Origin of the sequence: Mycolicibacterium helvum (assembly GCF_010731895.1) — a bacterium.
GTDB classification, from domain to species: Bacteria; Actinomycetota; Actinomycetes; order Mycobacteriales; family Mycobacteriaceae; genus Mycobacterium; species Mycobacterium helvum.
The window spans coordinates 657,099-683,681 of record NZ_AP022596.1; the positions used below are offsets into that span (position 1 = coordinate 657,099).

The following is a 26,583-nucleotide window of genomic DNA, read 5'->3' on the forward strand; positions in this document are numbered from 1 at the left end:
TCACGTCGTCGCACCGACGTGACGCTGAACAGGGTGGACACCGGTGATTACCGGCCCAAGGAACCGGGCCGCCAGGGCTGTGAACGCCTCGGGATCGCCCGTCGCCTCGAACGCGTGCTGGCCGACGGAGCCGCCGTCGTCCTCGTGCGGACGCAGCAGATCGCGCTCAGTCAGCACTTTCAGCAAGTCTTTGGCCGTCTCCTCGGCGCTGGACACCAGCGTGACCGAATCCCCCATCGCCAGCTGAATCAGCCCGGACAGCAACGGATAGTGCGTGCAGCCCAACACCAGCGTGTCGACCTGCGCGCGCTGCAGCGGCTCCAGGTATCCCTCGGCCAGGTTCAGCACCTGCCGGCCGCTGGTGACGCCGCGCTCGACGAAGTCCACGAACCGCGGGCACGCCACCGCCGTGACGTCGACGTCGCGGGCGGCAGCGAACGCGTCCTGGTAGGCCGCCGAGGCGATGGTCGCCTGAGTCCCGATCACGCCGATGCGTCCGGTCCGGGTGGTGGCTACGGCGCGTCGCACCGCCGGCAGGATCACCTCGACGACGGGCACGTCGTAGCGTTCACGTGCATCACGCAGGCACGCCGACGACGCGGTGTTGCAGGCGATGACGAGGGCCTTCACCCCGCGCTCGACGAGGCCGTCGCCGATGGCCAGTGCGTGCGCCCGGACCTCGGGAATGGTCAGCGGGCCGTACGGGCCGTTGGCGGTGTCGCCGACGTAGATGATGTCCTCGTCGGGCAGCTGGTCGATGATCGACCGGGCGACGGTCAGCCCGCCCACACCGGAGTCGAAGATGCCCACGGGCGCGAACCGGTCGGTCATGACGTCAGCCCGGGAAGTTGGCCGGCCTTCTTACGTTCCCTGGCCTTGCGTTCCGGGCCGGACAGCCAATACGCCGCGAGCACCCCAGCGATCGCCCCGCACAGGTGCCCCTGCCAGGACACGCCGCCGCAGCGGTTCAGCTCGGGCACCGCCCCCCACAGGACCCCGCCGTAGACAAGCAGCACCACGATGCCCGTCACGATCTGCCAGATGTGCCGGGTGAAGAAGCCGAACACCAACAGGAAGGTCAGCCAACCGAAGATCAGCCCGGAGGCGCCGATGTGGTTGGTCTCCAACCCGCAGCCGATATTGCCGATCAACCAGGTACCCAGGCCGCCGAGGATCCAGATGATCGCCGTCGCCCAGACGAACCGCGCCATGCCGGTCAGCGTCACCAAGAAGCCCAGCACCAGCGCCGGCACGGTATTGGCGGCCAGGTGCTGCCAGCCTCCGTGGAGCAACGGCGCGAAGAGGATGCCCCACAGCCCGTCCGTCTCCAGCGGCCGGATGCCGTTGCGGTCCAGCGAGTGACCCGAGAGCTGGTCGATGAGCTCGATGACATAGAGAATCGCCACGAACGACACGATGGTGGCGCCGCCGACCTTCCAGGCCGCCGGCTTCTTCGGCTGCGGCGGGGTCGGCGAGTAGCCCAACGGCTGGTTCATCCGTTATCCGCCTCCGCTGTCACGCCCAGAGCTGGCCTTCCAAAGCCGCCTCGGCTTCATCCAGGCTACCGGCGTAGGCACCGGTGGACAGATACTTCCACCCGGCGTCACATACGGTGAACGCCACGTCAGCACGCTGACCGGCCTTGATGGCCTTGGCCGCCACGCCGAGCGCGGCGTGCAGGATCGCGCCGGTGGAGATTCCGGCGAAGATGCCCTCGACCTGGATCAGCTCTCTGGTACGCCGCAGCGCGTCGATCGAGCCGACCGAAAAGCGGGTGGTCAGCACCTCGGGGTCGTACAGCTCGGGGATGAAGCCCTCGTCGATGTTGCGCAGCGCGTAGACGCCTTCGCCGTAGCGCGGTTCGGCGGCAACGATCGCGATGTCGGGGACATGCTCGCGCAAAAAGCGCCCAACCCCCATCAACGTGCCGGTGGTCCCGAGTCCCCCGACGAAATGGGTGATCTCGGGCAAGTCCTTGAGCAGCTCGGGCCCGGTGCCGTAGTAGTGCGCGTCGGCGTTGGCCGGGTTGCCGTACTGATAGAGCATCACCCAGTCGGGGTGCTCGGCGGCCAGTTCCTTGGCCCGGGCCACCGCGGTGTTCGAGCCGCCCTCCGCGGGCGAATAGATGATCTGGGCGCCGTAGAGCTCAAGGATCTGCCGGCGCTCGATCGAGGTGTTCTCCGGCATCACGCAGATCAGCCGGTAGCCCTTCAGCAGCGCGGCCATCGCCAGCGAGATACCGGTGTTGCCGCTGGTGGGTTCCAGGATCGTCGTCCCCGGCGTGAGCAGCCCGTCCCGCTCGGCCTGCTCGATCATCCGCAGGGCGGGGCGATCCTTGATGGATCCGGTCGGGTTGCGGTCCTCGAGTTTGGCCCACAGTCGGACATGCGGGCCCTCGGTGCCGTCCCAGCGCGGCGACAGCCGCGGCAACCCGACCAGCGGGGTGTCGCCGACCGCCTGCACCAGCGAGCCGTAGCGGGTCAATTCGTCTCCAGCTCAGCCGCCGGCCACAGCCGGCAGGATCGTCACCGAGTCGCCATCACCGATCTCGGTGTCCAGCCCACCGGAGAAGCGGACATCTTCATCGTTGACGTAGATGTTGACGAACCTGTTCAGCTTGCCGTTGTCCACCAGCCGCTCGGAGATGCCGGAGTAGTTGGCCTCGAGATCGGCGATCACGGCCTGCAGCGTCGCGCCGTCGGCCGCCACACGCTTTTCGCCGCCGGTGTGGCTGCGCAGGATGGTCGGGATGGACACCTCGACGGACATGGGTGGCTCCTTTTTCAGCGTGCGTACTGCTCGACGATGGTGACAGGTTCTTCGGTGACCGCCCCGTCGACGATCCGGTAACTGCGCAACTCGTGCTCGTCGGGATCCCGGGTGGAGACCAGGACGTAGTGCGCGTCGGGCTCGGCGGCATACGAGATGTCGGTGCGGCTGGGGTAGGCCTCGGTCGCGGTGTGCGAGTGATAGATGACGATCGGAGCCTGACCCGAGTCTTCCAATGACCGCCAGAGCTTCAGCTGCTCGCCGGAATCGAACCGGTAGAACGTCGGCGACCGCTCGGCGTTGAGCATCGGGATATGCCGCTCGGGACGGTCGGAGCCCTCCGGCCCGGCCAGCACCCCGCAGGCTTCGTCGGGGTGGTCGGCCCTGGCGTGGGCGACCATGGCGTCGACCAGGTCGGCACGGATCACCAGCACGGCGGGGATGTCCTCCTGTGGTCGAGCTCAGCGAGCAGATGCGTCGAACGCACCGGGTAACAGGTCACGGTAGGTCGGTATTCCGGCCGCCGACTCCGCTGCCAGTACAGCGACCACCACCGCGCGCGCCAAACAGTCTGCCCCGGCCGCGCCCAGCCTCGCGAGCGGCTTGGTCTCCGGCACCATCTGCGTCGGCGTGCCCGCGTCCGGTTCGAGCTCGATCGCCCCGGTGGCCAACGCGAAGACGGTGTCCCCGTCTAGCGGGGTGTGCGCCGGGCGGATGGTGTGTGCCAAACCGTCCTGCGCAGCAACCGCGAAGCGCCGGCACGCGGCCGGTGACAGCGCGGCGTCGGTGGCGACCACCGCGATGGTGGTGTTCAGCGGACCGGACTCGGCGTCGAGCGCGGTGAGTGCGGCGATCTGCTCGGCGGGCGGTGTGACCAGCCCGAACTCCTTGACCAGGTGGCTCATCCAGGGCAGCCCGGTGGCCGGATCGATGACATTGCCTGCGCTGTTGACGATGACGATCGCGCCGACGGTTACCCCGGAATCGAGTGTCATCGAGGCGGTGCCGACGCCGCCCTTGAGCACAGCGGCGCGCGCACCAACGCCGGCGCCGACGGTCCCTACCGCCACGTCCACGCCGGCCGACTCCGCGGCCGCATACCCGAAGTCGGCGGTCGGCCTGCACGCCCAGCCGCCGACCGGAAGGTCAAAAATCACCGCGGCCGGAACTATCGGGACGACGCCGCCCTCCATCGCCACCCCGCGCCCCTGCTCCTCCAGCCAGGTCATCACGCCGTCGGCGGCGGCCAGCCCGTAGGCGCTGCCGCCGGTGAGCACGACTGCATCGACGTGCCGGACGCTGTTGGAAGGGTCGAGCAGGTCGGTCTCGCGGCTACCGGGCGCTCCTCCCCGGACGTCGACGGCCCCGACCGTTCCGGGCGGCGCGACGATGACGGTGGTCCCGCAGGCCCAGCCTGATCCCAGCGTCGCGTCGGCGTCGAGGCGACCGTGATGACCGACGAGAACGCCGTCGACGTCGGTGATGGAACCGCGACTCATCGGATCGGCTTACCCATCAGCCCGAGCACCAGATACTCCTGTAAGACGGTCAGCCACTGATACACGTCGAGGTGCCCGGCCAGCGGGTGGTCGGCGGGTAGCCGGTCGGGGCCCTCGGGCCCGATCTCGAGCATCGCGCCCAGCGCAAGTCGGACGTCGTTGATCGCCGATATCCAGGCGTTGGCGTCGCCCTCGGTAATCTCGAACCTGCCCCCACCGTCGGGCAGCGTGTCCAGAACACGTTGCGCAGCAGCCTTTTTGGCATCGATGATGCCCGGCTCGTGCAGGCTGCGCAGGGCGCCGTTGAGGCTCTCGGCGGCCGCCGAGCCGGCCGGGTGATCGCGCTGCGGTTTGAAGAAGTCGGGCAACAGCCGCCGCATGGTGGAGTCCTCCGGCGGCTGCGGGTTGCCGGCGCGGATACCGGTGATCTGCTCCAGGGGATCCGACGGTGTCGCGGCCTCACGTTCGTCGAGCATGCCCTGCACCGAGGACACCATGTTCTTCAGCAGCGCCGCTTCGTGCGGAGCCAGTGCTGAACGGAAACGGGGACCCGCAGCGGTGTCGACCCGCTTCCATTTACGCACGTTGTTCCTGACCGATAGACCGGTTGGCCTTGCTCAGCGGTCCTGCTGCATGGTCGCCCACAACCCGGCGGCGTGCAGCTTGGACACGTCTACTTCCATGGACTCCCGGCTCCCCGCCGATACGACTGCCTTGCCCTCCTGATGAACCTGCAGCATGAGCTTCGTCGCGTGCGGCTCGCTGTAGCCGAAGAGCTTCTGAAACACGTAAGTCACGTAGTTCATCAGATTAACCGGGTCGTCCCAGACGATCGTCACCCAGGGGTTGTCCAGGGCAGTGACGGATTCAGTCTGTTGCTGTCCTGCGGCGTCCGGTCGGGTCGGAGCTGCTTGCGAGCCCATGCCGATAAGGATAGCGAGCGGGGGCAGCCCCTATGGTGATGAGCCCCTCGGGCGACGAACAATCTATCCAGTCCGTGGGACGGCCGATACCGTTGCGCTGTGACCGCCGCCCTGCTGACGGACAAATACGAGCTGACGATGCTGGCCGCTGCGCTGCGCGACGGTTCAGCCGGACGCATGACCACATTCGAGGCGTTCGCCCGTCGCCTGCCCGACGGTCGTCGCTACGGAGTGGTGGCCGGAGCCGGGCGATTTCTGGAAGCCTTGAGCGAGTTCGTTTTCGACGACGAAGCACTGACATCCCTCGCATCGTTCCTCGACTCCACGACGTTGGACTACCTTCGGGACTTCCGCTTCACCGGCGATATCGACGGCTACGCCGAAGGCGAGCTGTACTTCCCCGGCTCCCCGATCCTGTCGGTCACCGGCACCTTCGCCGAGTGCGTGTTGCTGGAGACACTCGCGTTGTCGATCTTCAATCACGACACCGCGATCGCTTCGGCGGCCGCCCGCATGGTCAGCGCAGCCGCCGGCCGGACACTGATCGAGATGGGTTCGCGGCGCACCCACGAACATGCGGCGGTGGCGGCCGCCCGGGCCGCCTATATCGCCGGATTCACCGGCACATCCAATCTCGAAGCCAACCGCCGCTACGATATCCCCGCGATGGGGACCAGCGCCCACGCGTTCACGATGCTCTATGCCACCGCCGAGGGACCGGACGAGCAGGCTGCGTTCCGCGCGCAGGTGGACGCGCTAGGCGCCGGGACGACCCTGCTGGTCGACACCTATGACGTGACGACCGGCGTGGCCAACGCGATCGCCGTCGCCGGAACCGCACTCGGCGCGGTGCGCATCGACTCCGGTGACCTCGGTGTGCTGGCGCGGCGAGTACGTGCCCAGCTCGACGAACTGGGGGCGACCGGCACTCAGATCGTCGTCTCGGGGGATCTCGACGAGTTCTCGATCGCCGCGCTGCGCGCCGATCCCGTCAACAGCTATGGTGTCGGGACTTCGGTGGCCACTGGCTCCGGCGCCCCGACGGCCAGCATGGTCTACAAGCTCGTCGAGGTGGACGGCCTGCCGGTGGAAAAACGCAGCAGCCGCAAGGAATCTCACGGCGGCCGCAAGGCTGCCCTGCGGCTGTCGCGACCGACGGGCACGATCGTCGAGGAGGTCATTTACCCGGTGTCCGCACCCCCCGAGGTGACCGACCCCGCACGGGCGCTGACCGTGCCCCTGGTGCGCGGCGGGCAGCCCGTTGCCGTAGCCGATCTGGCGGCGGCGCGCGCGTTGGTGGCCAGCGGCCTGCGCAGCTTGCCGTGGGAGGGTCTGGCGCTGTCGCAGGGCGAGCCGGCGATCCCGACCCGTCAGGTGCCGATGCGGTGAGCGCGGACGAATTGCCGCCGGTGAGCGAGTTGCTGGCGACGGCGGTGGCCGCGCTGGGCGGCAACGAGCGGCCAGGCCAAGTACAGATGGCCGAGGCAGTGGCCCAGGCGTTCGCCGGCGGTGAGCACTTGGCGGTGCAGGCCGGCACCGGAACCGGTAAGTCCCTGGCGTACCTCATTCCCGCGATCGCCCGAGCCGTCGCCGACGAAACCCCCGTCGTGGTGTCCACCGCGACCATCGCCCTGCAACGCCAGCTCGTCGACCGGGACTTGCCCCGACTGGTCGATGCGCTGGCCGCCACCCTCCCCCGGCGACCCAAGTTCGCCCTGCTGAAGGGGCGTCGAAACTATCTGTGCTTGAACAAGATTCACAACGGCGGCGGCGAAGAGAATGCCGAATCCCCGCAGGAAGAACTGTTCGAGCCGGTGGCCGCGACCGCATTGGGCCGCGACGTCGCCCGGTTGACGGCGTGGGCGTCGTCCACCGAGACCGGTGACCGAGACGAACTGAAGCCAGGTGTGCCCGACCGGTCCTGGTCGCAGGTCAGCGTTTCGGCCCGAGAATGCCTCGGGATGGCGCGCTGTCCGTACGGCACCGATTGCTTCTCCGAACGGGCGCGCGGCGAGGCCGGCCGTGCGGAGATTATCGTCACCAACCACGCGTTGCTGGCCATCGACGCGATCGCCGACGCCGCGGTACTACCCGAACACGACTATCTGATAGTCGATGAGGCGCACGAATTGGTGGACCGGGTGACGTCGGTGGCCACCGGCGAGCTGACTCCCACCCCGCTCGGCGTGGCCACCCGGCGCATCGCCCGGCTGGTCAGCCCGCAGCTCGCCCAGCGGATGGAGGCGGCGGTGGCGACGTTCTCCTCGGCGATCCACGACGCCCAGCCAGGCCGGCTCGACTATCTCGACGACGAGCTGGCCACCTACCTGACCGCTCTGCGGGATGCCGCCACCGCCGCCCGCGGCGATATCGATCCGGCGCCGAAAGATCCGAAGGCCGCCGCGGCACGCAGCGAGGCGATCGCGGCGCTGACCGAGATCGGCGACACCGCCTCGCGGGTGCTGGACTCGTTCGTGCCGGCGATTCCGGATCGGACGGAGGTGGTGTGGCTGGATCATGAGGACGGTTCGGCGGGCAGGGGCGGAGCGACCCGGGGATCGGGTGGGGGCAACCTCAGACCGGTCCTGCGGGTGGCGCCGCTGTCGGTGGCCGGGCTATTACGCACTCGGCTGTTCGACACCGCCACAACGGTTTTGACATCGGCGACGCTGACCATCGGCGGCTCTTTCGACGCGATGGCCGGCGCATGGGGCCTAGGTGGCGGGCCGGCGTGGAAGGGCCTCGACGTCGGCTCCCCGTTCGAGCACGCCAAGTCCGGCATCCTCTATGTCGCCGCGCATCTGCCACCGCCCGGTCGCGACAGCGCCGGCAACCCCGAACAACTCGATGAGATCGCCGGGCTGATCGAAGCCGCCGGCGGCCGCACGCTCGGATTGTTCTCGTCGATGCGTGCGGCCAAGGCGGCGACAGAAGCACTGCGGGCGCGGATCGACACCCCAATCCTCTGCCAGGGCGATGACGGGACCGCGGCCCTGGTCGAGCGCTTCGCCGCCGATCCCGAGACATCCCTGTTCGGCACCCTGTCGCTGTGGCAGGGGGTCGACGTACCGGGTCCGTCACTGTCCCTGGTTCTCATCGACCGCATCCCGTTCCCGCGTCCCGACGATCCCCTGCTGACCGCGCGACAGCGGGCCGTCGCCGCCCGCGGTGGGAACGGGTTCATGACGGTCGCCGCCGCGCATGCCGCGCTGCTGCTGGCGCAGGGAGCGGGCCGGCTGTTGCGCCGGGTGGACGACCGGGGCGTCGTCGCGGTGCTTGACTCGCGGATGGCCACCGCACGCTATGGCGGCTACCTGCGCGCGTCGCTGCCGCCGTTCTGGCCGACCACTGATCCCGCGCGTGTCAGACAGGCACTTCAGCGGTTACGGGGCGACGTCGCACCGTGAATTGGGATCGGTAGAGCCCGTCGACCGCACTATTCTGAAAGCGAATTTTCCCAGTACGCCGGTCTGACGCCTCGGAGAGGGTAGCCCTCATGCACCGACGATCCCTCACACGCCTGCTCGCGCTCGCGGGCACAGCTGTGGTGCTGGCCGGCTGCGGCTCCACCATCTCGGGCAAGGCGGTGTCGGTGTTCGACGACCCGTTCAAGGTCGGCGGCCTGCAGGCGGTCGACGGGGCCAGCGGTTTGCGCTCGAATGCCGAGAAGCCGACCCGCAAGGTCTCCCATAGCGATGGCGGCAAGAACGACGAGATCGCGGTCCAGTCGATCAGCGATCTGGAGGCGTTCTGGAAAGACAACTACACCGGCACGTTCGACGGCGAGTTCAAGCCCGTCAAGGACCTCGTCTCGTGGGACTCCGACGCCTATGACGGCGAATTCTGTGGCGACACGACCTCCGGGCTGATCAACGCCGGCTTCTGCGAGGACGACAACACCATCGGCTGGGATCGGGGCGTGCTGTTGCCGGCGTTGCGACAGGCCAACGGCGACATGGCCATCACGATGGTGCTTGCCCACGAATACGGCCACGCGATTCAGAAGATGGCCAAGCTCAACAAGAAGGGCACTCCGACCCTGGTGGCCGAGCAGCAGGCAGACTGCTTCGCCGGTGTCTACATGCGGTGGGTGGCCGAGGGGAACTCGAAGCGGTTCACGCTGAGCACTGGCGATGGACTGAATAACCTTCTGGCCGCGATGATTTCGTTCCGCGACCCGCTGCTGAGCCAGGACGACTACACCGATGGCGGTGACGAACACGGGTCGGCGTTCGAACGGATCTCGGCCTTCCAGTTCGGCTTCACCGACGGACCGTCGTCCTGCGCCGGTATCGACGCCCAGGAGATCGGCCAACGCCGCGGCGACCTGCCCATCGAGCTGCAACGCGATCAGACCGGCGAGTGGCCGGTGACCGAGGAGTCGACCCGGGCGATCGTCGAGGCGATGAATATCCTGTTCAAGCCCAAGAATCCGCCGACGCTGAGCTTCGATGCCGGCTCGGCGTCCACGTGCCCCGACGCCCGGCCCAGCCCGCCGGTGTCCTTCTGCCCGGCCACCAATTCCATCGCCGTCGACTTGCCCGCCCTGGCGAAAATGGGCGCCTCCAACGAGGGTGAGGACAACGTTCTGGTCACCGGCGACAACACCGCCTACTCGGTGCTGGTGTCGCGTTACATGCTGGCGGTGCAGCACGAGCGCGGCGGCCTGGTGCTCGACAACGCCGAGGCTGGGTTGCGCACCGCGTGCCTGACCGGCGTGGCCACCACCAAACTGTCCAAGGAAGTCACCACCTCCGACGGCAACACCGTCGCCCTGACGGCAGGCGATATCGACGAGGCGGTCTCGGGTCTGCTGACCAACGGACTGGTCGCCAGCGATATCAATGGCGAGTCGGTGCCCGCCGGGTTCAACCGCATCGACGCCTTCCGGATCGGGGTGCTCGGCGATCAGGATCGCTGCATCAAGCGCTTCCCGTAGGCCGCCGGAGTTCCCACCGACGCCAGACAGAAGGCGTCGGCCGCGCCGTCAGGGACGCTATCTGGAGCCGAAACGGGTGTTGTGTTACGGCGTCATGACGCGTGGCTCTCTTCGTCTGGAGGCGTTGCCTCGATCTCGTGACAGTTGGGTGTCGTCGGTACGTGATTGAACCGGTCGGTCAGCCAACTCATGCTCCGCTCACCGTCGACAAACGGCGACAGCAACGAGTTCACATCGAGTTTGTTGAATAGCGGAGGTTGCTCGTTGGTCCAGAGGGTCACGTCGGCACCTTTGGCGCACCAGTCCGCGGCTGTTTGACGCACTGACATATACGGCGCGAACGGATCCCAGCGATTGTGCTCGAAGTAGACCGGACCGGAGGGCCTGACGTTGCCGATACGTTGTGCGGCAAGCAGACTCTTGAACGGATCAACCGCAACAGCCTCGTAGATGTTGTTCGTGAACCAGCCGTCGAAATGGCGGAACATGTAGTCGATTCCGGTTTGCAGCAGGCACTGGCGTCCGGTGTTGTCGAGCATCTCCAGACCACGTGGGGTCAAGGTGTCACGGATCGGCTGTTCCAATTGTGGATACGAGGCGAAGATGCCGCGCAACACGTAACCGGTTGCTCCGGCCAGATAGTTTCCGTCGATGGGGGCTAGAACGGTCGCCAAATCGGTTGGTGCAGAAGCCGCATACGTGCCGACCACGTTGAGCTCAGGTCCATATGTTCCCGCCAACTCGGCAGCCGACAATGCGGCGTGACCGCCGGACAGCCATCCCCAAAATGCGACTGGACCGTGTGGATCCAGGGACGTGCCCGGCAGTTTCATCGCCGCGCGGGCGGCATCGATCAGTGCGGTGCCACCGGCGATGCGGTTCAACAATTGCGGCGACATCGAGCCGTGCACACCGGCCCCAACGCCGTCGGTGACGACTATGGCGAATCCGCGGGCAAGTAGCGTTGCGATCCAACCCTCTTCGACATTGAACATCAGGTCGAACCCTGTTTGCAGGGATGCGTGGATGCCCTGATTGAACATCCGCGATGGCGCGCATTGCTCACCCATCCCGTAGGGAATTGTCGCGTAGGCAATCAGCGGACGTGGACCTTTGCCCGGCCACGGGTTGTCCGGCTCGATGTAGGTGCCAGTCACCGCGACGGGGCTGCCCTGCGCATCGGTACTGCGGTACATGATGCGGGTTCCGGTACCGACGAACGAACCGAGCTGCCCAGAAGGCTCCAGTACCAAACGTGAAGGCTCCGTGCGAATGAAGTCACCATTTTGCCCATCCGGAAGCGGGTCGGGAGGGGTGTAGAATTGCTCGTATCGGCTTTCGTCGGCTCGCACGACAGGGATGGCCCGGACGGCAGGGGCAATTACGGCGAGGGCGGCAAGCAAGGCGGCAAGCCAGAAAGTTCGCCGTCTTGCTATTTCAGTAATTCGTTTTACTCCAAGGCAATTCACTAGACTAACCAGCCTTTCTTGTCGGTTTTGATGTTGCGCCTCAGATGACCACTTGGTCGGGGCGAGGGATTGTGAGGCTGTCTGCTCACGGTTGCGCGGATCTCGGCGGCTACGTGACGTGGGGGACGTGGCCCGGAACGGGTGTAGTCATAGCGGAGGTCTGCAGCTGACCGCGAAGCATCAGTCAGTTATGTGAGTGCGCGCTGGGATGCGTCGCCGGTTGGTCGGTAAAAGCGCTGTTGGACAGCAACTCTGGAACTCAGATTCCGGAGCTACCGACCTTGGCCCGGAGCGCCGTGGCCGTTTGGCGGAACATCCATCTGCTGGCGCAAAACGAAACGCTGAATCTTGCCGCTCGGCGTTTTCGGCAGGCGGGTAACGAAATGCACATCGCGCGGATAGGCGTGCGCCGCGAACTGCGTCTTAACTAGTTGTTGCAGTTCAGCTTTCAACTCTTCTGTGTCCACCGACGTGTCGGTGAGCACAATGAATGCTTCGAGAGCCTCACCCCGAAGCTCGTCCCGTCGCCCGACCACCGCAACTTCGGCGACCGACGGGTGGGTGATCAATACGCTCTCGACTTCGAACGGGCCGATGCGATAGCCCGCCATGATGATCACATCGTCGTCACGTGCGGAGAAAAAGAAACTGCCGGCGTCATCGACATGCCCGGTGTCGCCGGTCAGATACCACCGTCCGTCATCGACGAAGCGAGCAGCCGTGTGCTCCGGTGCATCGAGGTAGCCGCTGAACCACATCGACGGGCTTTCCGGCACATTCACCGCAATCCGGCCGTCGATGATGCCCATCGTAAAGCCAGGCATTGTTTGTCCCATCGAGCCGGGAATCAGCGGACGGCGTAGGCCCTCTGCCCAATGGTTGTTGACCACCATGCCCAGTTCGGTTTGCCCGTAATGATCGCGTACCTCCGTGCCCAGCGCCTGCTCAGCCCACCGCGTCACGTCCGGCGTCAGCGGCTCTCCGGCAGATGACGCGCATCGCAGCGAAACGCCGTCGACGTCGGTCTGGTCTTTGCAGAGAGCCCGGTACACGGTCGGAGCTGCGGTGAAGTTGGTGACGTTCAGTTCAGCGAGAACTCGGGCGGTCAGTGAGGACGAAAATTGCTCGTGGAGAAGATGATTCGGCACCCCGATGGCAAGCGACCCGACGATGCCGTAATACAGGCCGTAGGCCCACCCTGGATCGGCGGCATTCCAGAACACGTCGGTGTCAGCGACGTCGAGTCCCCAACGCATGTAGGTGACGATCGAGGCCAGCGCACGGAGCGGCACCACCACCCCTTTGGGTGAGCCAGTGGTACCGCTGGTGAACAGGAGGATCAGCGCTCCGTCACCGCCGACCGTCACCGACTCGGTCATGGGCTCGTTCTCCGCCACGAGGGAGTCGAACTGTTCCCCGGCGACGATCGTGGTGATTCCGTCGATGCCCACCAGCTTGTGCGCCTGCGTTGGTTCGGTGACAACGACTTTCGCTTTCCCCGCGGTGAGGCGAATGTCGATTGCCGGAGTCGAGAACGCGGTGAACAGCGGCAGATGCACGGCTCCGAGCCGGAGGATCGCCAGGAGCGTGACGACCAGCTCGCTGCGCTTACCCATCAGCACGCCGACGGCGTCTCCGCGGCCGACTCCCCTCGCCGCCAGCGCGGATGCCAGACGTTTGGACCGGTCGCCCAGATCACCGTAGGTGAGCTGTTCTGCCACCAGCGAGTCGCCATCCAGGTGCAGTTCGATGAATGCGGTGTCGGCCGGGTTGTGCCGATCAAGAAGTAACTCGGTGGCGTTCGCGCTCGGCACGCCGTATCGGGTGAGCCACAGTTCGAGCTGATCGGACATTGACCGGACCCCGTTACCGGGCTCGGTATCATGCGCGGCGGCAGAGGAATTCGGCACAGACTCTCCTGGTGGATGTGATGTGGCGAGACGTTGTCTTCAGGGTGTCTCGTGAGGTGTTGTGGTTGGGCGGACCCGTGTGCTGGTCCAGTCGCTGCTCGCCCGAGGAGCCTCAGCTTTGGCCGCGGCGTGCAAGTCCACGGATTGCCTCGACACCAGCGGGGTCGATGATGTCGCCGTGTTTGGCCATGTTGTTGGCGTGTCCCAGCATGTGCTGGGCAAAGGCGGCATCGATGGCCACTCCGTAGCCCTGGGCATCGAGTGCGGCGTTGATGCTCGCCTTGGCGAGCCGCAGGCCGTAGGCAGGCATCTCGGCTATGCGCGTCGCGAGGTCCACGGTGAACTGGTCAAGTTGTCCGTCTGGAACAACGTGGTTGACCATGCCGCGCTCGTGGGCCTCTTGGGCCGTCACAGCGGCACCGGTGAACAGCATCTCCTTGGCCTTACGCGGTCCGACCTCCCACATGTGGGAGAAGTACTCCGCCCCATTGAGACCGAGGGCGACGACCGGATCGGCAAATGTTGCCGTTTCGCCTGCGACTATCAGATCCATCGGCCACAGCAGCATGAGCCCGCCGGCGATGACGCGGCCGTGAGCTTGCCCAATCGTCGGTTTCGGCAGATCACGCCATCGCCGACACAGACCGAGATACGCCTCGCATTCGAAGGCATGCCGACCCTCTATTCCCGGCGTCGTCAGGCCGGCACCAAGTGTCGCCACCGGATCTGCGGGGATCGGCGAGTCACGTTCGCTGACATCGTGTCCGGACGAGAAGTCCGGCCCCGCCCCGGCCAGAATAATGGCCTTCACGCCGTCGTCCCTGGCCGCGCTCACGAACGCCGCGTCCAGGTCATAGAGCATCTGCGGGTTCTGTGCATTTCGCCGCTCGGGTCGATCAAGGACGAGCCGGGCGACCCCGGGTGCCGGCGTTTCCCGGCGAACGAGGGACGTCATCGTGCTTCCGTCGCCGTCAGCTCCGCCGCGTCCCGCCAATACGGCTCGCGCAACCGGCGTTTGAAGAGTTTGCCGGTGTCTTCCCTCGGTAGCGAGTCCACCACGACCACTTCCCGTGGGACTTTGTAGCGAGCGAGGCGTGCCGCGACGTGCGCGCGGATCTCCTCGGCGTCGAGGTCGGCATCGGGGGTCGGCTCGATGTACGCGGCGATCACCTCACCTAGATCTGGATCCGGGATGCCGAAGACGGCGGCATCGCCGACGCCGTCCAACTCCAACAGAACGCCCTCGATCTCGGCGGGATAGATGTTCACACCACCGGATACGACCATGTCGTTCAATCGATCACTGAGATACAGGTACCCGTCCTTGAAGTGACCGATGTCGCCCAGACTCAGGTATCCGTCCCGTTCCATCGCACGACGTTTCGCGTCATCGCCGATGTAGGTGAAATCGGGCCAGCCGGTGAAGCAGCGTCCATAGATTTGTCCGTCGGTCCCGTCGGGTACCTCGACACCCTCTTCATCGAGGATGCGTATGTCCGCGTCGCCGATTGGCCGACCGACCGTTCCCGGGTGGGAAAGTGCCTCGGCAGAGTTGCACGCGGTGAACGCTCCGATCTCCGCACCCCCGTAGTACTCGTGGACGATCGGTCCCAGCCAATCGATGATCGCGGCTTTGACGTGCGGCGGGCACGGTGCGGCGGCGTGCACGATGGCGGTCAACGACGACAGGTCATAGGCCGCACGCTGGTGCGGTGAGAGCTGCAGAAGCCTGTTGAACATGGTGGGAACCACCTGCAGGCTGTCCACCCGATGTTCTTCGATGAGTTGAAGCAGTTCTTCGGCGTCAAACTTGGCCATCAGGTGAACGTTCATCCCCATGGCCAACGCAAACATCGCATGCACGTTGGGCGCCGAGTGGTAGAGCGGTGCCGGGATCACGGTGGTTCCACCGGGCTTGAGCTGGAAGAGCTCTGCGACGGTTGAGACGACTGCCGAGCGGTTCTCGTCCTTGATGGGATTGCGCAGGACGCCCTTGGCGCGGCCGGTTGTCCCCGAGGTGTAGATCACGCTCATCGGGGCGGGCTGCGCCGGTTGCGACCAGGGCTCCGGCGCTGTGCTCCACTGCTCCAACAGTGGCAGTTCACCGGTGATCTCAGGTATTTGGAGGCCATAGGCCCGGGCGACCTCCATGGGGACGCCGGCCTCGACGATGATGACGTCATCGCCGGCCCGCTCCTGCACATTCGGCAGCAGATCGGAGTGAACAACGGCCACTTTGGCACCGCTGTCTGTGAGTGCGTGGGCCAAGTCGTCACCGGTCCAGTGCCAGTTGATCGGGACGGGAGCTGCGCCGAGGAGGCTTACCGCGAGGGTGAGCTCGATGAAGGCCACCTCGTTACGCATGACGATGGCGACGCGGTCGCCTTGACCGACGCCGACGCCGACGCTGTCGAGGGCGGTGGCTATCCGTGCGGCGCGCTCCTGCGCGGCGCTGACGGACCTTTCGTGCTGCCCGCAGGTGATCCGGGCGGATGAGGTCATTGTCGCGTCCGATCAGTGGAAGTCAGCCGGGCAGGGAGTGAACGGAATGCGCCTGGCCCACTCGACGGTGGCGTTTCCCAGCACTTCGTTCCAGCTCTGGCCTTCGAGCACCGCCTTCTCCTCGACCTCGGCAAGGACTGCCGGTGGTGTGTCGTTGACCTCGACGCCGGCGAATTCGGCCCACTTCTGTGTGGAGTTGCGGAACTGGCGCGTGGTGAGGGGCGACCCGATGGCGTTGGCTGGATCGCGCATCGCTTCTTCGGAGGTGATGAACTGCACGCCCAACCTGGCCAGCTCTGCCAGAATGCGGTCGACCGTCATGCCGGCGATCGTGGTGCCGTGGATCAGCAGAATATGAGCGGGTGAGCGCCCGAGTGCGCGGGCAGCTGCGGAGGCTTGCTCCCGGACCTGAGCAATGGCGGTGCGTACCAGCGTGTCTTCGAGCCAGTTCTGGACATCGAGGTCGGCCAATGCCAGCGCGCGCTGGTAAGCGACGGCGAACTGCGCGTCGTAGAACCACAGCGTGACCGGTGAGGACAGGTAGCCGGTGCGGGTGAGGTGGGTCTGAACCTGGCGGGTCTTCTCCAGGGTGTCGCCTTCCATCGCGAAGGCGTAGCGGAAGTAGCGCGACGGTGCCTGCTCCAGCCACGGGCTGAGGATCTTCTCACTCTTGTCGACATCCCCGAGGTAAGTGTCGGCATCGATCCAGTTGAGGCTGATGTGCTGATGAGTGTGATTGCCGACATGGTGACCAGCGGCGCACCAGTCGTCGAGGATCTTCAAGATGCCGGGGTCATCCTCGGTCGGCGCGGTGCTGTTGAACGCGTACACCTCGGGCACGTTGTGATTGGCGAAAGCCTCGATCATCGCCTGGCTGACGGACTTCGGTCCATGCCCGGCGGGAAAGGGGATGCCCGTCCACTGGAATTGGTCGTCGATGGTCACGGCGACGCGCAATCCGGCGAGCGGGTCAATTGAGTGATTCATTGCTAACTCCTGACGTCGATGGGCAGAGCCAGCATGATTTGCGCCACAGTGGGGCGTCGATATGCCGAGAGGACACTTTTGTGTGTGGTGTGATCACACTCACGTCGGCTACCGGTGGTCGATAGGCTCAGCCCATGGCGCGCGATGCGGGACTTGCGGCCCCTCCCTTCGTCGTCTGGCTCGACGAAGTCGGTGTGGGAGGCTTCGCCGACCTCGCCGACGAACTCTGGTCTCAGGTTCCCGCCCTCCACAGCAGCCCTCCGGGGGCCCGGGACGTGCTTCGCTCGTCTGTCGTCTCACACTTCGCTGTTCTTCGGGCGAGTTTCCTCGGCGAGCCGCACCAGGCCGTGACGCTTCCGAGCGCGGCCCGCGAGTTTGTGGAGTACATGGCGCTGGCCGACGCATCGCTGTCGGGGATCCTTCGGTCCTACGAGATAGGGCATGCCAGCATTTGGCGCGGCTACACCCGCTTCCTACGGGAGTCGTCGCTTCCGCACGCGCTACGAGCCGACGAGCTGGAAGCCGGTTCGATCCGCATGTTCGAGTACATGCAGGCTATGACCAGCGAGACCGTCGTCGCCTTCAACCAGGTCCGCATATCCGTTATGCAGGAACGCGACTCGCGACGAGGCGAGATCGTCAAGGGTGTCCTCGCTGGTTCGCTGGACGCGACGAACCTGCTGGAAGGTCTCGGCTATCGCGCCGACGATACCCATATCGGGTACGTCGCCTGGTCGGTGGCCGAGAGCGGCGTCGGGGAAGTGGGCGAGCCGGTGCGACGCCGCATCGCGGCTCTGGCCCGACAACATCTCGCCGTGCCAGCGGGGGTGGCGAGCGTGCATGGGTGGTTTACGCCGATCTCTGTATCGGCGTATGGCCGCCTGCGCGACCTTGAGCTGCCGCCCGGCGTGGGCGTGGCCTTCGGCGCTCCCCGGACAGGTATCGAGGGATTTCGACACACCCACGACGAGGCTCAGCTGAGTGCTCGGGTGACTCCACCAGTGAACAGGCACGCCTGCTTCCCGGATGTGGCAGTCGAAATACTCGTCGCCCAGCGTGACGATCTAGCACGGCGTTTCGTGGAGGACCGGCTGGGCCCGCTGTTGGCACACGAGAGCCGTGACCGGATGCTGGCCACCTTGCAACACTTCGTGGAGACCTCGGGTAGTCCGTCACGGTGCGGGCGCAGGCTGGGGCTACACGCCAACACCGTGACCCAACGCATCCGACGCATCGAGGAGATTCTGGGGCACCCGATCGACCCCGAAGACCTCTCCCTGCGGGTCGCCCTCGCGGTACGACCAGCGCTTCCGAGCGAAACCAATTGAGACCGATGAAGCATCCCGGGTTTGATGCGGACCGCTGAGGAACGGACTGCCGCGACCGACGGCTTCGGATTTTAACAACCCGATCTTCGTCTCGGCAGACCACGAATCCCCCGTATTCACCGGTGGCTCCGTCACTGACATCGGTTGCTGCGCAATCAAACTGAGCCCCTTCGCCCGGTGATCGGCCTTCCTGGGCGAGCGTTTACGACCACCGGGCTGCACATTCTCAATCCCGACGCTCGTTGAAACCGCACTGAAAGCGACGTTTTGGCGATTTCATGCTCTCAGTGCGGTGTGAATGCTCAGATCTTTTTAGTGACCCCGTACCAGGACAGGATCGCGTCGCCCTCGTCGGTGGACTTGGAAAGTGTCGCGTAGGAGCGGATGAACGACTCCCCCACACAACCGTCGATCTTCACGTGGAAGTTGCTGATCGACACCCACGGGCGGTCGCCCTTGTACTCCTTCTTGGTGACCGGAACGATGTTGATGATGCCCGGCTTGAGGCCGACGGTGATAGCGCCGCCGACGCTGCCGCCAATACCGGGCAGCAGACCCTCCGCCGCGTTGTTCGGGAAGTCCAGACCGATGATGCCGAGCGACGTATTGACGCCCATGGTGCCTCCCAATGCGACACCATTGGAGGTGCTCATGTCGATACCGCAGCCGATCTGGTAGCCGACCTCGAACACGCCCTTGGGCACGTCACTGGGTCCGTCGAGCGCGCCGTTGAAGACGCCGCTGACGGTGTATTCGCGCGACGAGATCGCCGTGGTCAGCGGTGCGATCGGCATCTGCACCTCGTCCTTGGCCGAGATCGTCAAGGTCCAGCCGTCGGGCGATTTCGTGCTGATCGGCGGCGTCGACATCACCTTGCCGTCGTCGACCGGCGGAGCGGGCGCGTCTAGGGCAGCGGGGTCGGCGGTGGCCTGCTGGGCCAGATCCGGGGCGCCTGGATCGGGATCGGCCGACGCGGGCACCGCCGTCGCCAACAAGGTGGCCACCAGCGCTATCGGCACCGCACGACGAACAAACACTGCCCGAACGCCTTCCCGGATGCCGTTGGTCCGCCCCGATGCGGAACCCTCGACGCTCCTTTTGGGAACCTACAGGTGGCCCCCATGCCCTGCTAACCGCTTCGAGAACTCCCAGCGTTACGCCAGCGTGACGAGACCGAGCTCGTTGTCGCCGGCCAGCAGGCAGTGATGCGGCAACACCCGCACCGTGTAGCCGAGCGCCCCGGCCAGCGGCAGCGGGGTCGTCGTGGTGAAGATGTCGGTGCCGCCGTCACCGGAACCGGCGTGCGCCATGGCGATGGTGACCGGGTCCTGCAAGGCATCGGCGGCGTCGACGCGGCCGAGCACGGCCTGCACCACCACCTCGTCAGGCTCGAGCCCGGCGAGCTGCACGGTGGCCGTCAGCGTCAGCTCCGACCCCAGCAGCGGAGTGTCCGGCAGGCCGGTGCTGTCCACATCGGTGATCTGGATCTTCGGCCAGGCTTCCTTGGCCCGAAGCCGGTAAGCCGACAGGTCGCGGGCCGCACCGAAGGGCAATCCGTCGACGGGCGCGCTGGTCCGGGCGAACGACTGGGCCGCTGGCGCGTAGTACTTCTCGGTGTAATCGCGCACCATCCGCGACGCGAGCACCTTGGGGCCCAGCTCCTGCAGGGTGTGGCGGACCATCTCGACCCACCGGTTCGGCACACCGTTGTCGTCACGGTCGTAGAACCGCGGCGAGACCGAATTCTCGAGCAGATCGTAGAGAGCGGCGGCCTCCAGGTCATCGCGGCGACCCTCGTCGGCCACGCCGTCGGCTGTCGGTATCTCCCAACCGTTTTCGCCGTCGTACCACTCGTCCCACCAGCCGTCCCGGATGGACAGGTTGAGGCCGCCGTTGAGCGCGCTCTTCATGCCGGACGTGCCGCAGGCCTCCAGCGGTCGCAGCGGATTGTTCAGCCACACATCGCAACCCCAGTACAGCAGGCGCGCCATGGACATGTCGTAGTCGGGCAGAAAGGCGATGCGGTGGCGCACTTCTGGGCGATCGGCGAACTTGACGATCTGCTGGATGAGTGCCTTGCCGGCGTCGTCGGCGGGATGGGACTTGCCGGCCACGATCAGCTGGAGCGGCTTGTCCTCGTCGAGCAGCAACGCCTCGAGGCGTGCCTGGTCACGCAGCATCAGCGTGAGGCGCTTGTAGGTGGGCACCCGACGGGCAAACCCGATGGTCAACACATCAGGATCGAAAGCAGTTGCGATCCAGCCCAGTTCAGCCTCCGAGGCGCCGCGCTCCAGCCAGGACCGGCGCAACCGGAGTCGAACGTCCTCGACCAGCAGCGCACGCAGCTGCGAGCGGATCCACCAGATGTGACCGGTCTCGACTTGTTGCAACCGCTGCCAGACGCTGGGTTCGCGCAGCGCCTCGGTGGAGCCGGCCAGCTCGCGGCCGAGCTGCAACCACTGGGGGGCCGCCCAGGTGGGGCCGTGCACGCCGTTGGTGATCGACCCGATCGGCACCTCGGAAGGGTCGAAGCCGGGCCACAATTCGTCGAACATCATCCGACTGACCCGACCGTGCAGCAGCGACACCCCATTGGCGCGCTGGGCAAGGCGCAGACCCATATGCGCCATGTTGAACTTCGACGGATCGTCCTCGGCCCCGAACGCCAGCACCCGCCCGACCGGAACGCCAGGCAGCAGCCCGGTTTTACCGTCGTCGCCGAAGTAGCGCTGCACCATATCCACCGGAAACCGGTCGATGCCGGCCGGCACCGGGGTGTGCGTGGTGAACACTGTCGCGGACCGCACCAGGGTGAGCGCGGTGTCGAAGTCCAGCTGCTGCTCGGACATGTACTCGCGAATGCGCTCCACGCCGAGGAAGCCGGCGTGGCCTTCGTTCATGTGGAACACATCGGGGGCAGGCAGACCTTCGATCGTGGTGAACGCGCGAATCGCCCGCACCCCGCCGATCCCGGCCAGCAACTCCTGCTTGATGCGGTGTTCCTGGTCGCCGCCGTACAGCCGGTCGGTGACGTTGCGGAGGTCATGCTCGTTTTCCGGGATGTCAGAGTCCAACAGCAGCAGCGGAATCCGACCGACGTGTGCCACCCACACCCGGGCCCGCAACACTTTGGCATCCGGCATCGCGAGCTCCACCAGCACCGGTGCGCCGGCAGCGTCGGCCAGCAACCGCAGTGGCAGCCCCTGCGGGTCCAGCGACGGATAGTTCTCGTGCTGCCAACCGTCGGCGGTCAGCGACTGGCGGAAGTACCCGGACCGGTAGTACAGGCCGACCGCGATCAGCGGCAGACCCAGGTCGGAGGCCGACTTCAGGTGGTCGCCGGCCAGAATGCCCAGACCGCCGGAATAGTTGGGCAGCACTTCGGCGACGCCGAACTCCATCGAGAAGTACGCGATCCCGGTCGGCATTTCCGCGGCGTCCTGCGGCTGGTGCCGCTGAACCTCTTGAAACCACATCGGCCGGTTCAGGTAGTCGTCCAGATCGGCCGCGAGCTGATCGAGGACACCCAAGAACTGCGCGTCGGCGGCCAACTCGTCCAGCCTGGCCGGGTTGACCGCACCGAGCAGGGCTACCGGATCCTGCCCGGTTTGCACCCACAGCTGGGGATCGATCGAGGCGAACAGGTCCTGTGTCGGTTTGTCCCACGACCATCGCAAATTGGTGGAGAGCCGACCGAGTGCTGCGAGCCGATCGGGCAAATGGGCGCGGACCGTGAACCTGCGGAGAGCCTTCACGTGTTCCCACCTTACTGAGATTCGATAGCGCCCACGGCCGACCGCGTGCTTCTTCCCCCCGCATTCACTCGGGCTACTACGGTGTGAATAGAGCGCGATGCGGTTACCCCGAGGAACGAAGACCGACAACGAGAAGACCGACGGAGCCGGCGCGGGGCAGACCACGCCGCACAGGTTCAGGAATGGAGTGGTTGGGTGCCCGGTCGTATCGAGATCGATGACGTCGCGCCCGTCGTGTCCTGCGGCACCTACCCGGCCAAAGCGGTCGTCGGCGAAGTTGTGCCGGTATCGGGGACGGTGTGGCGCGAAGGTCACGACGCGGTGGCAGCGACGTTGGTGGTGCGTTACCTCGGCACGGCCTACCCGCAGCTCGGGCAAAGCCCGGCCCGCCGCGTCAAGGCACTCGAAGGCGCCGATCGGGCCGCGGCGGCTCCGGCCAACCGGATCAAGCCAGCGCTCTACGCGATGGCGACTGGACGCACACCGGATCTGTTTCACGGCCAATTCGTGCCCGACCGGGTGGGGTTGTGGACGTTTCGCATCGATGGGTGGAGTGATCCGATCACCACATGGCGGCACGCTGTCACCGCGAAACTCAACGCCGGTCAAGGCGAATCGGAACTTGACAACGATCTGGTGGTCGGTGCGCGACTGCTGGCGCGAGCGGCCACCGGGGTACCACGTGATCGCCGCACACCGCTGCTTGACGCTGCGGCGGCCTTACGCGAGCCCGGCGACCCGCTGACCCGCGCAGCGTTGGCCCTCTCCCATGAGGTCACCGACCTGCTGGCGCAATATCCGCTACGCGAGCTGGTCACCCGGGGAGCCACTTACGGGGTCTGGGTGGACCGGCCGCTGGCGCGCTGCGGCGCCTGGTACGAGTTGTTCCCGCGTTCCACTGGCGGCCGAGACGAGCGCGGCAGGCCGGTGCACGGCACGTTCACGACCGCCGCTGCCGCGTTGCCACGGATCGCGGGGATGGGATTCAACGTCGTCTACCTGCCACCGATCCACCCGATCGGCAAGGTGCACCGCAAGGGCCGCAACAACAGCGTGACCGCCGAACCCGGCGACGTGGGGTCGCCCTGGGCGATCGGCAGCGACGAGGGTGGTCACGACGCCGTCCACCCCGAGCTGGGGACAATCGACGACTTCGACCGCTTCGTGGCCGCCGCGCGCGACAACTGCCTCGAGGTGGCATTGGATCTTGCGCTGCAGTGCGCCCCGGATCACCCCTGGGCCAAGGACCATCGGCAGTGGTTCACCGAGCTGCCCGACGGCACCATCGCCTACGCGGAGAACCCGCCGAAGAAGTACCAGGACATCTATCCGCTGAACTTCGACAACGATCCCGGCGGCCTCTACGACGAAGTACTGCGCGTGGTGCGGCACTGGATAGACCACGGCGTCAAGATCTTTCGGGTCGACAACCCGCACACCAAGCCACCGAACTTCTGGGCGTGGCTGATCAGTCAGGTCAAATCGGTCGACCCCGATGTGCTGTTCCTCGCTGAGGCGTTCACCCGGCCGGCCCGGTTGAACGGTCTGGCGAAACTCGGCTTCACCCAGTCGTATTCGTACTTCACCTGGCGTACCGCCAAGTGGGAGATCGAGGAGTTCGGCCGCCAGATCGCTGAGCATGCGGATTACACGCGGCCCAACTTGTTCGTCAACACCCCCGACATCCTGCACGAGAGCCTGCAGCAGGGCGGCCCGGGAATGTTCGCGATCCGGGCCGTTCTGGCCTCGACAATGGGCACGTCATGGGGGGTGTACTCGGGCTTCGAGCTGTTCGAACACCTGCCGGTGCGCGCGGGCAGCGAGGAATACCTGGACTCCGAGAAGTACGAACTGCGACCGCGAGACTTCGAGGGCGCGCTGGAGCAGGGACTCTCCCTGGAGCCATTCCTTCGGCGCCTCAACGAGATCCGCCACGTCCACCCGGCGTTGTGTCAGATGCGCACCATCATGTTCCACCACGTCGACAACGACGCACTGCTGGCCTACAGCAAGTTCGATCCGGTGTCCGGCGACACCGTGCTGGTAGTGGTGACACTGAACGCCTTCGGCGCCGAGGAGGGCACCTTGTGGCTGGATATGGCCGCATTGGGTATGCACCCCTATGACCGGTTCTGGGTCCGGGATGAGATCACCGGAGAGGAATACCAGTGGGGAGAGTCGAACTACGTGCGCCTGGAGCCCTCGCGGGCCGTCGCGCACATCATGAACATGCCGTTGATCCCGCAGGAGCAGAGAGCAATTCTGCTGCGACGGGAATGACGGGAACTGCAAAGGAGCCCTGGCAATGACGAGAACAGAGAAGCTCGCCAGCCCGCATCTGGCACCCGATCCCGCCGAAGTGGCCAGGCTGGTCGCCGGCGTGCATCACAACCCGCACAGCATTCTGGGTGCCCATGAGTACGCCGATCACACCGTCATCCGCGCGCTCAAGCCGCATGCCGAGGAAGTGGTGGCCCTGGTCGGCGACGAACGTCACCGGATGGCGCATATCGACTCCGGCGTGTTCGCAGTGGCGCTGCCGTTCACCAACCTGGTTGATTACCGGCTCGAGGTCACGTATCCGGGCGGTCACACCATCACCGTGGCCGACGGCTACCGGTTCCTGCCCACGCTGGGAGAGATGGATCTCCACCTGTTCGGCGAGGGGCGCCACGAGCGGCTGTGGGAGATCCTGGGTGCACACCCGAGGTCATTCACCACCGCCGACGGTGTCGTGGAGGGCGTCTCGTTCGCGGTGTGGGCGCCGAATGCCAAAGGTATCAACCTGATTGGCGAGTTCAACCATTGGGACGGCAACGACGCACCAATGCGCGTGCTTGGATCCAGCGGCGTGTGGGAGTTGTTCTGGCCCGGCTTCCCCACCGACGGGCTGTACAAGTTCCGGGTCCACGGGGTCGACGGTTCGGTCACCGACCGAGCCGATCCGTTCGCGTTCGCGACGGAGGTCCCACCGCACACCGCGTCGCGGGTGTTCACCTCGGACTACACCTGGGACGACGCCGGCTGGATGACGCAGCGGGCGGCCCAGAACCCGGTGTTCGAACCGATGAGCACCTATGAGGTTCACCTCGGCTCCTGGCGGCCCGGCCTGAGCTATCGCGACCTGGCCGAGCAGCTCACCGATTACGTTCTGGCGCAGGGTTTCACCCACGTCGAACTGCTGCCGGTGGCCGAGCATCCATTCGGCGGCTCGTGGGGCTATCAGGTGACGTCGTACTACGCACCGACGTCCCGGTTCGGGACGCCCGACGAGTTCCGGTTGCTGGTGGACACCTTGCACCGGGCCGGTATCGGCGTCATCGTCGACTGGGTGCCTGCGCACTTCCCGAAGGATGCTTGGGCGCTGGGCCGCTTCGACGGCACACCACTCTACGAGCACTCCGACCCGCGCCGCGGTGAGCAACTCGACTGGGGTACTTACGTCTTCGACTTCGGCCGGGCCGAAGTGCGCAACTTCCTGGTGGCCAACGCCCTGTATTGGCTGCAGGAATTCCATATCGACGGCCTGCGGGTGGATGCCGTCGCATCCATGCTCTACCTGGACTATTCCCGTCCGGCCGACGGCTGGACGCCCAACATCTACGGCGGCCGGGAGAATCTCGAGGCGGTGCAGTTCCTCCAGGAGATGAACGCGACCGTCCACAAGATGGCGCCCGGCATCGTCACGATCGCCGAGGAGTCCACTTCATGGCCCGGCGTAACCCGCCCGACCAACCTTGGCGGGCTTGGCTTTTCGATGAAGTGGAACATGGGGTGGATGCACGACACCCTGGACTACATCAGCCGCGACCCGATCTACCGCACCTACCATCACGGCGAGCTGACCTTCTCACTGCTCTACGCGTTCAGCGAGAATTTCGTCTTGCCGATCAGCCACGACGAGGTGGTGCACGGCAAGGGCACGCTGTGGGGCCGGATGCCGGGCAACGATCACGTCAAGGCGGCCGGGCTGCGCAGCCTGCTCGCCTATCAGTGGGCGCATCCCGGTAAGCAGCTGTTGTTCATGGGCCAGGAGTTCGGCCAGCGCGCGGAATGGTCGGAGGAACGCGGCGTCGACTGGTACCAGCTTGACGAGAACAGCTACTCCAACGGGATCATGCGGTTCGTCGCCGATATCAACGGGTTGTACCGCAGCCGTCCAGCGTTGTGGAGCCAGGACACCAGGCCGGAGGGCTACTCCTGGATCGACGCCAACGACTCGGCCAACAACGTCCTGAGCTTCCTGCGCTACGGCAGTGACGGTTCGGTGATGGCCTGCGTGTTCAACTTCTCCGGTTCCGAGCACACCCGCTATCGGCTGGGCCTGCCGCACAGTGGAACCTGGCGTGAGGTGCTCAACAGCGACGCGACGCTCTACAACGGTGCGGGCGTCGGCAACTTCGGTGCCGTCGAGGCCGGCGACGAGCCGTGGCACGGCCGGCCGGCATCGGCGACGCTGGTGCTGCCGCCCACCTCGGCGATCTGGCTCGAGCCGGCCTAAA

General features: G+C 65.9%; 21 protein-coding genes. 6 read left to right on the top strand and 15 right to left on the bottom strand.

The window, feature by feature from the left end; translation table 11 throughout:
• The 8 genes from murI to clpS are packed head-to-tail and all read right to left on the bottom strand — an operon-like array spanning position 1 to position 5,191.
• On the bottom strand, positions 1–831 hold the full coding sequence (gene murI, locus G6N38_RS03030) for a glutamate racemase (RefSeq protein WP_163746194.1): 831 nt from the start codon (positions 829–831) through the stop codon (positions 1–3).
• Positions 828–1,496, bottom strand: a complete 669-nt coding sequence (locus G6N38_RS03035; protein ID WP_179968477.1) for a rhomboid family intramembrane serine protease — start codon at positions 1,494–1,496, stop codon at positions 828–830. The genes murI and G6N38_RS03035 overlap by 4 nt, the downstream gene beginning before the upstream one ends.
• 19 nt (positions 1,497–1,515) lie before the next feature.
• A complete protein-coding gene (locus tag G6N38_RS03040; protein ID WP_163746195.1) occupies positions 1,516–2,484 on the bottom strand; it encodes a PLP-dependent cysteine synthase family protein in 969 nt (322 codons plus the stop codon).
• A gap of 12 nt (positions 2,485–2,496) precedes the next feature.
• On the bottom strand, positions 2,497–2,769 hold the full coding sequence (locus tag G6N38_RS03045) for a MoaD/ThiS family protein (protein WP_163746196.1): 273 nt from the start codon (positions 2,767–2,769) through the stop codon (positions 2,497–2,499).
• A gap of 14 nt (positions 2,770–2,783) precedes the next feature.
• Positions 2,784–3,170 carry a M67 family metallopeptidase gene (locus tag G6N38_RS03050; RefSeq protein ID WP_246228139.1) on the bottom strand — a complete coding sequence of 129 codons (387 nt, stop codon included), beginning with the start codon at positions 3,168–3,170 and terminating at the stop codon, positions 2,784–2,786.
• Positions 3,171–3,230: 60 nt separating this feature from the next.
• Positions 3,231–4,268: a P1 family peptidase gene (locus tag G6N38_RS03055; RefSeq protein ID WP_163746198.1), complete on the bottom strand. Its 1,038-nt coding sequence runs from the start codon at positions 4,266–4,268 to the stop codon at positions 3,231–3,233.
• Positions 4,265–4,852, bottom strand: coding sequence for an oxidative stress transcriptional regulator AosR (gene aosR, locus G6N38_RS03060; RefSeq protein WP_163746199.1), 588 nt, complete (start codon positions 4,850–4,852; stop codon positions 4,265–4,267). Before aosR ends, G6N38_RS03055 begins: the two co-directional genes overlap by 4 nt.
• Positions 4,853–4,885: 33 nt before the next feature.
• Positions 4,886–5,191, bottom strand: a complete 306-nt coding sequence (clpS, locus tag G6N38_RS03065; protein WP_163746200.1) for an ATP-dependent Clp protease adapter ClpS — start codon at positions 5,189–5,191, stop codon at positions 4,886–4,888.
• Positions 5,192–5,329: 138 nt separating this feature from the next.
• On the opposite strand from clpS, the gene G6N38_RS03070 reads away from it, so the two are divergent.
• The 3 genes from G6N38_RS03070 (at position 5,330) to G6N38_RS03080 (ending at position 10,130) form a co-directional block, all read left to right on the top strand.
• On the top strand, positions 5,330–6,580 hold the full coding sequence (locus tag G6N38_RS03070; RefSeq protein ID WP_246228140.1) for a nicotinate phosphoribosyltransferase: 1,251 nt from the start codon (positions 5,330–5,332) through the stop codon (positions 6,578–6,580).
• Between the two features lie 20 nt (positions 6,581–6,600).
• Positions 6,601–8,598 carry an ATP-dependent DNA helicase gene (locus G6N38_RS03075; RefSeq protein WP_163751764.1) on the top strand — a complete coding sequence of 666 codons (1,998 nt, stop codon included), beginning with the start codon at positions 6,601–6,603 and terminating at the stop codon, positions 8,596–8,598.
• Between the two features lie 89 nt (positions 8,599–8,687).
• Complete coding sequence (locus tag G6N38_RS03080; protein ID WP_163746202.1) at positions 8,688–10,130, top strand: neutral zinc metallopeptidase; 1,443 nt, start codon at positions 8,688–8,690, stop codon at positions 10,128–10,130.
• A 92-nt stretch (positions 10,131–10,222) separates the two neighbouring features.
• Here G6N38_RS03080 and G6N38_RS03085 read toward each other — a convergent pair whose 3' ends face one another.
• From G6N38_RS03085 to G6N38_RS03105, 5 genes are all read right to left on the bottom strand, one after another.
• Positions 10,223–11,383: a lipase family protein gene (locus G6N38_RS03085; RefSeq protein ID WP_456320176.1), complete on the bottom strand. Its 1,161-nt coding sequence runs from the start codon at positions 11,381–11,383 to the stop codon at positions 10,223–10,225.
• 488 nt (positions 11,384–11,871) lie between these two features.
• Complete coding sequence (locus tag G6N38_RS03090; RefSeq protein WP_163746204.1) at positions 11,872–13,452, bottom strand: AMP-binding protein; 1,581 nt, start codon at positions 13,450–13,452, stop codon at positions 11,872–11,874.
• Positions 13,453–13,621: 169 nt separating this feature from the next.
• A complete protein-coding gene (locus G6N38_RS03095; RefSeq protein ID WP_163746205.1) occupies positions 13,622–14,464 on the bottom strand; it encodes an enoyl-CoA hydratase in 843 nt (280 codons plus the stop codon).
• The gene (locus G6N38_RS03100; protein WP_163746206.1) at positions 14,461–16,011 is read right to left on the bottom strand and encodes an AMP-binding protein; all 1,551 of its coding nucleotides are present in this window, start codon (positions 16,009–16,011) and stop codon (positions 14,461–14,463) included. Before G6N38_RS03100 ends, G6N38_RS03095 begins: the two co-directional genes overlap by 4 nt.
• Positions 16,012–16,023: 12 nt before the next feature.
• On the bottom strand, positions 16,024–16,998 hold the full coding sequence (locus G6N38_RS03105; protein ID WP_163746207.1) for a polysaccharide deacetylase family protein: 975 nt from the start codon (positions 16,996–16,998) through the stop codon (positions 16,024–16,026).
• A 134-nt stretch (positions 16,999–17,132) separates the two neighbouring features.
• Between G6N38_RS03105 and G6N38_RS03110 the strand changes: the two genes are divergently transcribed.
• Entirely contained in the window at positions 17,133–18,326 is a 1,194-nt protein-coding gene (locus tag G6N38_RS03110; RefSeq protein WP_163746208.1) for a PucR family transcriptional regulator, read from the top strand.
• A gap of 302 nt (positions 18,327–18,628) precedes the next feature.
• Here the strand turns inward: G6N38_RS03110 and G6N38_RS03115 are convergent, their stop codons facing one another.
• Complete coding sequence (locus G6N38_RS03115; protein ID WP_179968478.1) at positions 18,629–19,363, bottom strand: MspA family porin; 735 nt, start codon at positions 19,361–19,363, stop codon at positions 18,629–18,631.
• Between the two features lie 117 nt (positions 19,364–19,480).
• The gene (glgP, locus tag G6N38_RS03120) at positions 19,481–22,081 is read right to left on the bottom strand and encodes an alpha-glucan family phosphorylase (RefSeq protein WP_163746209.1); all 2,601 of its coding nucleotides are present in this window, start codon (positions 22,079–22,081) and stop codon (positions 19,481–19,483) included.
• A gap of 195 nt (positions 22,082–22,276) precedes the next feature.
• Here glgP and G6N38_RS03125 point away from each other — a divergent pair, with 195 nt between their 5' ends.
• Together G6N38_RS03125 and glgB are read left to right on the top strand one after the other, a co-directional pair.
• Positions 22,277–24,361 carry an alpha-1,4-glucan--maltose-1-phosphate maltosyltransferase gene (locus G6N38_RS03125; RefSeq protein WP_163746210.1) on the top strand — a complete coding sequence of 695 codons (2,085 nt, stop codon included), beginning with the start codon at positions 22,277–22,279 and terminating at the stop codon, positions 24,359–24,361.
• A 25-nt stretch (positions 24,362–24,386) separates the two neighbouring features.
• Positions 24,387–26,582: a 1,4-alpha-glucan branching protein GlgB gene (gene glgB, locus G6N38_RS03130; protein ID WP_163746211.1), complete on the top strand. Its 2,196-nt coding sequence runs from the start codon at positions 24,387–24,389 to the stop codon at positions 26,580–26,582.
• The last annotated feature ends 1 nt before the right edge of the window (position 26,583 follow it).

Coding starts and splice junctions, on each gene's coding strand:
- murI (WP_163746194.1), bottom strand. CDS start 831: ATGACCGACCGGTTCGCGCCCGTGGGCATCTTCGACTCCGGTGTGGGC.
- G6N38_RS03035 (WP_179968477.1), bottom strand. CDS start 1,496: ATGAACCAGCCGTTGGGCTACTCGCCGACCCCGCCGCAGCCGAAGAAG.
- G6N38_RS03045 (WP_163746196.1), bottom strand. CDS start 2,769: ATGTCCGTCGAGGTGTCCATCCCGACCATCCTGCGCAGCCACACCGGC.
- G6N38_RS03050 (WP_246228139.1), bottom strand. CDS start 3,170: ATGGTCGCCCACGCCAGGGCCGACCACCCCGACGAAGCCTGCGGGGTG.
- G6N38_RS03055 (WP_163746198.1), bottom strand. CDS start 4,268: ATGAGTCGCGGTTCCATCACCGACGTCGACGGCGTTCTCGTCGGTCAT.
- clpS (WP_163746200.1), bottom strand. CDS start 5,191: ATGGGCTCGCAAGCAGCTCCGACCCGACCGGACGCCGCAGGACAGCAA.
- G6N38_RS03070 (WP_246228140.1), top strand. CDS start 5,330: ATGCTGGCCGCTGCGCTGCGCGACGGTTCAGCCGGACGCATGACCACA.
- G6N38_RS03080 (WP_163746202.1), top strand. CDS start 8,688: ATGCACCGACGATCCCTCACACGCCTGCTCGCGCTCGCGGGCACAGCT.
- G6N38_RS03090 (WP_163746204.1), bottom strand. CDS start 13,452: ATGTCCGATCAGCTCGAACTGTGGCTCACCCGATACGGCGTGCCGAGC.
- G6N38_RS03095 (WP_163746205.1), bottom strand. CDS start 14,464: ATGACGTCCCTCGTTCGCCGGGAAACGCCGGCACCCGGGGTCGCCCGG.
- G6N38_RS03100 (WP_163746206.1), bottom strand. CDS start 16,011: ATGACCTCATCCGCCCGGATCACCTGCGGGCAGCACGAAAGGTCCGTC.
- G6N38_RS03105 (WP_163746207.1), bottom strand. CDS start 16,998: ATGAATCACTCAATTGACCCGCTCGCCGGATTGCGCGTCGCCGTGACC.
- G6N38_RS03110 (WP_163746208.1), top strand. CDS start 17,133: ATGGCGCGCGATGCGGGACTTGCGGCCCCTCCCTTCGTCGTCTGGCTC.
- glgB (WP_163746211.1), top strand. CDS start 24,387: ATGACGAGAACAGAGAAGCTCGCCAGCCCGCATCTGGCACCCGATCCC.